Origin of the sequence: uncultured Nevskia sp. (genome assembly GCF_903885465.1) — a bacterium.
Lineage (GTDB): Bacteria > Pseudomonadota > Gammaproteobacteria > Nevskiales > Nevskiaceae > Nevskia.
This window is the reverse complement of record NZ_CAISIQ010000155.1, coordinates 1-5,326: the sequence shown is the minus strand read 5'-3', so window position 1 is coordinate 5,326 and position 5,326 is coordinate 1. Positions and strand designations below refer to the sequence as shown.

Here is a 5,326-nt window from a genome sequence, read left to right as displayed (position 1 = left end):
GTACTTGCGGGTGCCTAACGACAGGCTGATCTCACCGCCTATCGGTCCCGGTATTCGGCGCCGGAAGTAGTACACCCCTCCCCTGCGGCAAAGTCGAGAAGCGTCTTTGTGGACGAGTTTGTGTACGAGTTGTGGGTGCGGAAATGACAAAGCCCAGTGTCCTTGCGGAGCACCGGGCTTCAATTATCAACAGAATCAGCCGTTTAGGCTTTGTTATGGCTGGGAGACTAGGACTCGAACCTAGATAAACAGAGTCAGAATCTGTTGTCCTGCCATTAGACGATCTCCCAAAAACCTTGAAGCTTTCGACGATGGCGGCGCCTGGGAAGGCACCGCCAAGAACATCGATTAGCGCTTCGAGTACTGCGGAGCGCGACGGGCGCCGTGCAGGCCGACCTTCTTGCGCTCGACTTCGCGAGCATCGCGAGTGACGAGACCGGCAGCACGCAGACCCGGACGCAGGGCCTCATCGTACTTGATCAGGGCGCGGGTCAGACCGTGGCGGATCGCGCCGGCCTGGCCGTTCGGGCCGCCACCGGCAACCGTCACCTTGATGTCGAAACGACCGACGCAGTCGGACACTTCGAGCGGCTGGCGAACCAGCATGCGCGAGGTCTCGCGGCCGAAGTAGGCCTCGACGGTCTTGCCGTTGATGACGATGTCGCCCTTGCCCGGACGGATGAAAACGCGGGCGGCGGCGGTCTTGCGACGGCCGGTGCCGTAATGCTGGTCAGCAGGCTGCTTGAGCGTGGCCATGGATTAACCCTTGATCGTGAAGGTGGTGGGCTGCTGCGCGGTATGCGGGTGCTCGGCACCGGCATAAACCTTCAGCTTGCGGTACTGCGCGTAGCCCAGCGGGCCCGACGGCAGCATGCCTTTGATCGCCTTCTCGATAACGCGTTCCGGATGCTCGGCGGTCATCTTGCCCAGCGTCGTGAACTTGATGCCGCCCGGATATTCCGTGTGGCGCCAGTAGATCTTGCCTTCCATCTTGTTGCCGGTCACACGGATCTTGTCGGCATTGATGACGACGACATAGTCACCGGTGTCGATGTGCGGGGTGAACTCCGGCTTGTGCTTGCCGCGCAGACGGCGTGCGACTTCCGAGGCGAGACGGCCCAGAACAACGCCTTCGGCGTCGATCAAGGTCCAATCACGCTTCGCATTTTCATTGGTTGCGAAATAAGTGCCCATTTTCCTGCTCTGATTGCCTCGCAAACTTGCGTCTGGAGGTGGTTATAGTTCGGTCTTCGCGATGTTTTGCGCCGACGTCGGGTACAGCGGGACGCGGATTGTAGTGTGGTCCCCGTGACCACGCAACCGCGCGCCGCCATGTCTGCGCTTCGATGACCGCCTAATGGCCAAAGTTGATCTTGGCTTCGAGATTGGTGCGCGAATCGGCATTGGCCAGCGCTTCGTCGAGCGAGATCAGGCCGTCCTTGTACAGGCGGTGCAGCGAGGTATCGAAGGTCTGCATCCCGGCGTCCGAAGACTGGCTCATCGCTTCACGAATTTCTTCGATGCGGCGGCCGACGATCAGGTCCTGCAGGAACGGCGTGTTGATCAGCACTTCGACCGCCGCGACCCGGCGACCATCCAGACGCTTGACCAGCCGCTGCGACACGATCGCCCGCAGGCTCAGCGAAAGGTCCAGATAAAGCTGCGGCCGCAGCGCATCCGGATACAGGTTCACGATCCGCTGCAGCGCCTGATAGGCGTTGTTGGCGTGCAGGGTCGAGATTGCCAGATGACCGGTGTTGGCTAGCTGCAGGCAGGCGTCCATCGTTTCCCGGGTGCGGATTTCGCCGATCTGGATCACGTCCGGTGCTTCGCGCAGCGCTGAATGCAGCGCCCGTTCGTAGCTGACCGTGTCCTGACCGATTTCACGCTGGTTGACGATCGAGCGCTTGTTGGCGTGGACGAATTCGATCGGGTCCTCGATGGTCAGGATGTGCCCGGACGCGTGCTCGTTGCGGTGATTGACCATCGCCGCCAAGGTCGTTGACTTGCCGGAGCCGGTCGCGCCGACCATCAGCAGCAGGCCACGCTTCTGCATGACCATCTGCGCCAAGGTTTCCGGCAGGTTCAGATCGGCGAGCTTCGGCGCTTCGGATTTCACATAGCGCAGCACCATCGCGACGGTGCCGCGCTGGGTGAACACGTTGACCCGGAAGCGGCCCAGCCCGGCGGCCTCGATGGCGAGATCGATCTCGCGCTCGCGCTCGAAGCGTTCCTGTTGTTCGGGATTCAGGATCGAGCCGGCCAGTTCGCGGATGAAATCGCTGGTCAGCACGGCACGGCCTACCGGATGCAGATCGCCCTCGATGCGCAGCATCGCCGTGGCACTCGCGCTGAAGTAAAGGTCCGAAGCCTGCCGCTCGACCGCAAGCTTCAGATACGCCAGGAGGTTGTCCACGCCTATCTCCGCAGCAGCGAAGTGTGCAATTGTGGGTTGCTCTCTTCCTTCATCTGCAATCCCTTCACCGCGGGATCCTCAAGCAAATTTTCGCGCATGCGCTTCGATTCCAGCTTCACCTTCAAGCGCAGCTCGTTCTGCGAATCAGCATTGCGCACGGCTTCGTCATAGGAAATCTGGCCGCTCTCGAACAGCTGGTAGAGATATTGATCGAAGGTGACCATGCCCTGCTCGTTCGAGCGGCTCATCACTTCCTTGATGCCGACGACTTCGCCCTTGAAGATCAGATCGGCGATCAGCGGCGAGTTCAGCATGATCTCCACGGCCGGCACCCGGCCGCCGTTCTCGCGCCGAACCAGACGCTGTGAGATCACCGCGCGCAGGTTCAGGCTCAGATCCATCAGCACCTGTTCGCGCTTTTCCTCGCTGAAGAAATTGATGATGCGATCGAGCGCCTGATTGGCGCTGTTGGCGTGCAGGGTGGACAGCACGAGATGGCCGGTCTCGGCGAAGTTGATCGCGTACTCCATGGTTTCGCGAGTGCGGATTTCGCCGATCTGGATCACGTCCGGTGCCTGGCGCAAGGTGTTCTTGAGTGCGGCTTCCCAGCTCAAAGTATCGGTGCCGACTTCGCGCTGGGTGATCATGCAGCCGAGATGCGGATGCACGTACTCCACCGGATCCTCGATGGTGATGATGTGGCCCTTCGAGTTGGCGTTGCGATGGCCGAGCATCGCAGCCAGCGACGTGGACTTGCCGGAGCCGGTTGCGCCGACCATCAGGATCAGGCCGCGCTTGGCCATCATCACTTCCTTCAGACTGCTCGGCAGGCCGATCTGGTCGAAGGTCGGAATCTCGGTAGTGATCGTCCGCAGCACGCCGCCGACCTGGCCCATCTGCACGAAGGCGCTGACCCGGAAGCGGCCGATCGCCGGCGGATTGATCGCGAAGTTGCACTCGTTGGTCGACTCGAACTCCTTGAGCTGGCGATCGTTCATCAGCGAGCGGATCAGCAGCGCAGAATCCTGGCCGGTCAGCGGCTTGTCGGTGACCGGCGTCAGCTGGCCGTCGAGCTTGATCGCTGGTGGGAAGCCGGCGCTCAGGAACAGGTCCGAGGCGCCCCGGGTCTTCATCTGCATCAGCAGTTGCTGGATCAGCTTGATTGCTTCGTCGCGTTCCATCGTGTGGCCTCGGATTGAGTGTCAGGCGCCCAGCAGAGCAGACGATCAGGCAGCGAAGTCCGCCTTGTTCTCGGCTTTGGTACGCGCCTCGGCGTTGCTGACCACGCCCTTCTTGACCAGCTCCCGCAGGCACTGATCGAGCGTCTGCATGCCGTCCCGCGAACCGGTCTGGATCGCCGAATACATCTGCGCGATCTTGTTCTCCTTGATCAGCGAACGCACCGCTGGCGTGCCGATCAGGATCTCGTGCGCGGCCACCCGGCCGCCGCCCGTCTTCTTCAGCAAGGTCTGCGCGATCACCGCGCGCAGGCCCGTCGACAGCATCGCGCGGACCATGTCCTTCTCGGCGGCCGGGAACACGTCGACGACGCGGTCGATGGTCTTGGCGGCGGATGTCGTGTGCAGGGTGCCGAACACCAGGTGACCGGTCTCGGCCGCGGTCAGCGCCAGCCGGATGGTTTCCAGATCGCGCATTTCGCCGACCAGGATCACGTCCGGATCTTCGCGGAGCGCGGAGCGCAGCGCCTGGTTGAAACCCAGCGTGTCGCGATGCACTTCGCGCTGGTTGATCAGGCACTTCTTCGACGGATGGACGAACTCGATCGGATCCTCGACGGTGAGGATGTGGCCGTAGTCGTTCTCGTTGATGTGGTTGATGATCGCCGCCAGGGTCGTCGACTTGCCGGAGCCGGTCGGACCGGTGACCAGCACCAGGCCGCGCGGCGTCTCGGCGATGTCCTTGAAGATGGCCGGACACTTCAGGTCTTCCAGCGACATGATCTTCGACGGAATGGTGCGGAATACGCCGCCTGCGCCGCGAGCGTGCGTAAAGGCATTGACGCGAAAGCGCGCGAGGCCGGGAATCTCGAACGAGAAATCGGTTTCCAGGAATTCGTCGTAGGCCTTGCGTTGCTTGTCGTTCATGATGTCGTAGAGCATCGCGTGCACCTCCTTGTGCTCCAGAGGTGGCAGATTGATGCGCTTCATGTCGCCATCGACTCTGATCATCGGCTCCACGCCGGCGGACAGATGCAAGTCCGAAGCTCCCTGCTTGACGCTGAAGGTCAACAGCTGCGCGATATCCAAGACCGGCTCTCCCCGAGTTTTCCTTATGCCGAAGGCTTCGCCCTGATGGCGGCCGTTGCTGGCAGATGATGGACGTATGAGACCTTACTTCACACCCGCATGAATACCGTTTCCGACCGGCTGAGGGATATCCGCCGACGACTGGCTGCAGCCACAGCTCGCGCCGGCCGCGCGCCGGATGCGGTGAGCCTGATCGCCGTTTCCAAGACCTTCGATGCCGATGCCGTGGCCGAGGTCGCCGAACTCGGCGCGCTGCACTTCGGTGAAAGCTACATGCGCGAAGCGATCGACAAGATCGGTCTTGCCGAAGCGCTGGCTGACCAACGTCTGGTCTGGCACTTCATCGGCCCGATCCAGAGCAACAAGTGCCGCGCGCTGGCCGGCATGTTTGCCTGGGCGCATGGCATCGATCGCCTGAAGATCGCCGAACGCCTGTCCGAACTGCGCGCGCCGGACCTGCCGCCGCTCGAGGTCTGCGTGCAGGTCAACGTTTCCGGCGAGGCAAGCAAGGGCGGTGTGACGCCGGACGACGCGGCGGCGCTGTGTGCCGAGATCGCCAGGCTGCCGAGACTGAAGCTGCGCGGTCTGATGTGCATTCCGGCGCCGGTCGACGATCCGGAAGACTCGCGCGCCTCGTTCCGGC

The 5,326-nt window shown here is 62.2% G+C and carries 7 protein-coding genes and 1 tRNA gene; 1 reads left to right on the top strand and 7 read right to left on the bottom strand.

Translation table 11 applies throughout. The annotated features are described in order from the left end of the window. From QZY06_RS22145 to QZY06_RS05725, 7 genes are all read right to left on the bottom strand, one after another. The coding region (locus QZY06_RS22145) for a DUF6538 domain-containing protein (RefSeq protein ID WP_367275574.1) at positions 1–150 on the bottom strand (150 nt) is incomplete at its 3' end. Between the two features lie 66 nt (positions 151–216). Beyond that, positions 217–290: transfer RNA gene (locus QZY06_RS05750), tRNA-Gln, on the bottom strand. Between the two features lie 58 nt (positions 291–348). Beyond that, the gene (rpsI, locus tag QZY06_RS05745) at positions 349–756 is read right to left on the bottom strand and encodes a 30S ribosomal protein S9 (protein ID WP_022977867.1); all 408 of its coding nucleotides are present in this window, start codon (positions 754–756) and stop codon (positions 349–351) included. A 3-nt stretch (positions 757–759) separates the two neighbouring features. Next, positions 760–1,194 (bottom strand): 50S ribosomal protein L13, encoded by a 435-nt coding sequence (rplM, locus tag QZY06_RS05740; RefSeq protein WP_293392104.1) that lies wholly within the window; start codon positions 1,192–1,194, stop codon positions 760–762. Positions 1,195–1,354: 160 nt separating this feature from the next. Further along, positions 1,355–2,416 carry a PilT/PilU family type 4a pilus ATPase gene (locus tag QZY06_RS05735; protein ID WP_295681409.1) on the bottom strand — a complete coding sequence of 354 codons (1,062 nt, stop codon included), beginning with the start codon at positions 2,414–2,416 and terminating at the stop codon, positions 1,355–1,357. A 2-nt stretch (positions 2,417–2,418) separates the two neighbouring features. Then, on the bottom strand, positions 2,419–3,597 hold the full coding sequence (locus QZY06_RS05730; RefSeq protein ID WP_295681407.1) for a PilT/PilU family type 4a pilus ATPase: 1,179 nt from the start codon (positions 3,595–3,597) through the stop codon (positions 2,419–2,421). Between the two features lie 45 nt (positions 3,598–3,642). Further along, positions 3,643–4,683 carry a type IV pilus twitching motility protein PilT gene (locus tag QZY06_RS05725; protein ID WP_295681404.1) on the bottom strand — a complete coding sequence of 347 codons (1,041 nt, stop codon included), beginning with the start codon at positions 4,681–4,683 and terminating at the stop codon, positions 3,643–3,645. 99 nt (positions 4,684–4,782) lie between these two features. On the opposite strand from QZY06_RS05725, the gene QZY06_RS05720 reads away from it, so the two are divergent. Beyond that, the coding region (locus tag QZY06_RS05720; RefSeq protein WP_295681399.1) for a YggS family pyridoxal phosphate-dependent enzyme at positions 4,783–5,326 on the top strand (544 nt) is incomplete at its 3' end.

Bases quoted from the DNA above. Each gene is read 5' to 3' on its own strand.
- rpsI (WP_022977867.1), bottom strand. From the start codon at position 756: ATGGCCACGCTCAAGCAGCCTGCTGACCAGCATTACGGCACCGGCCGT.
- rplM (WP_293392104.1), bottom strand. From the start codon at position 1,194: ATGGGCACTTATTTCGCAACCAATGAAAATGCGAAGCGTGATTGGACC.
- QZY06_RS05730 (WP_295681407.1), bottom strand. From the start codon at position 3,597: ATGGAACGCGACGAAGCAATCAAGCTGATCCAGCAACTGCTGATGCAG.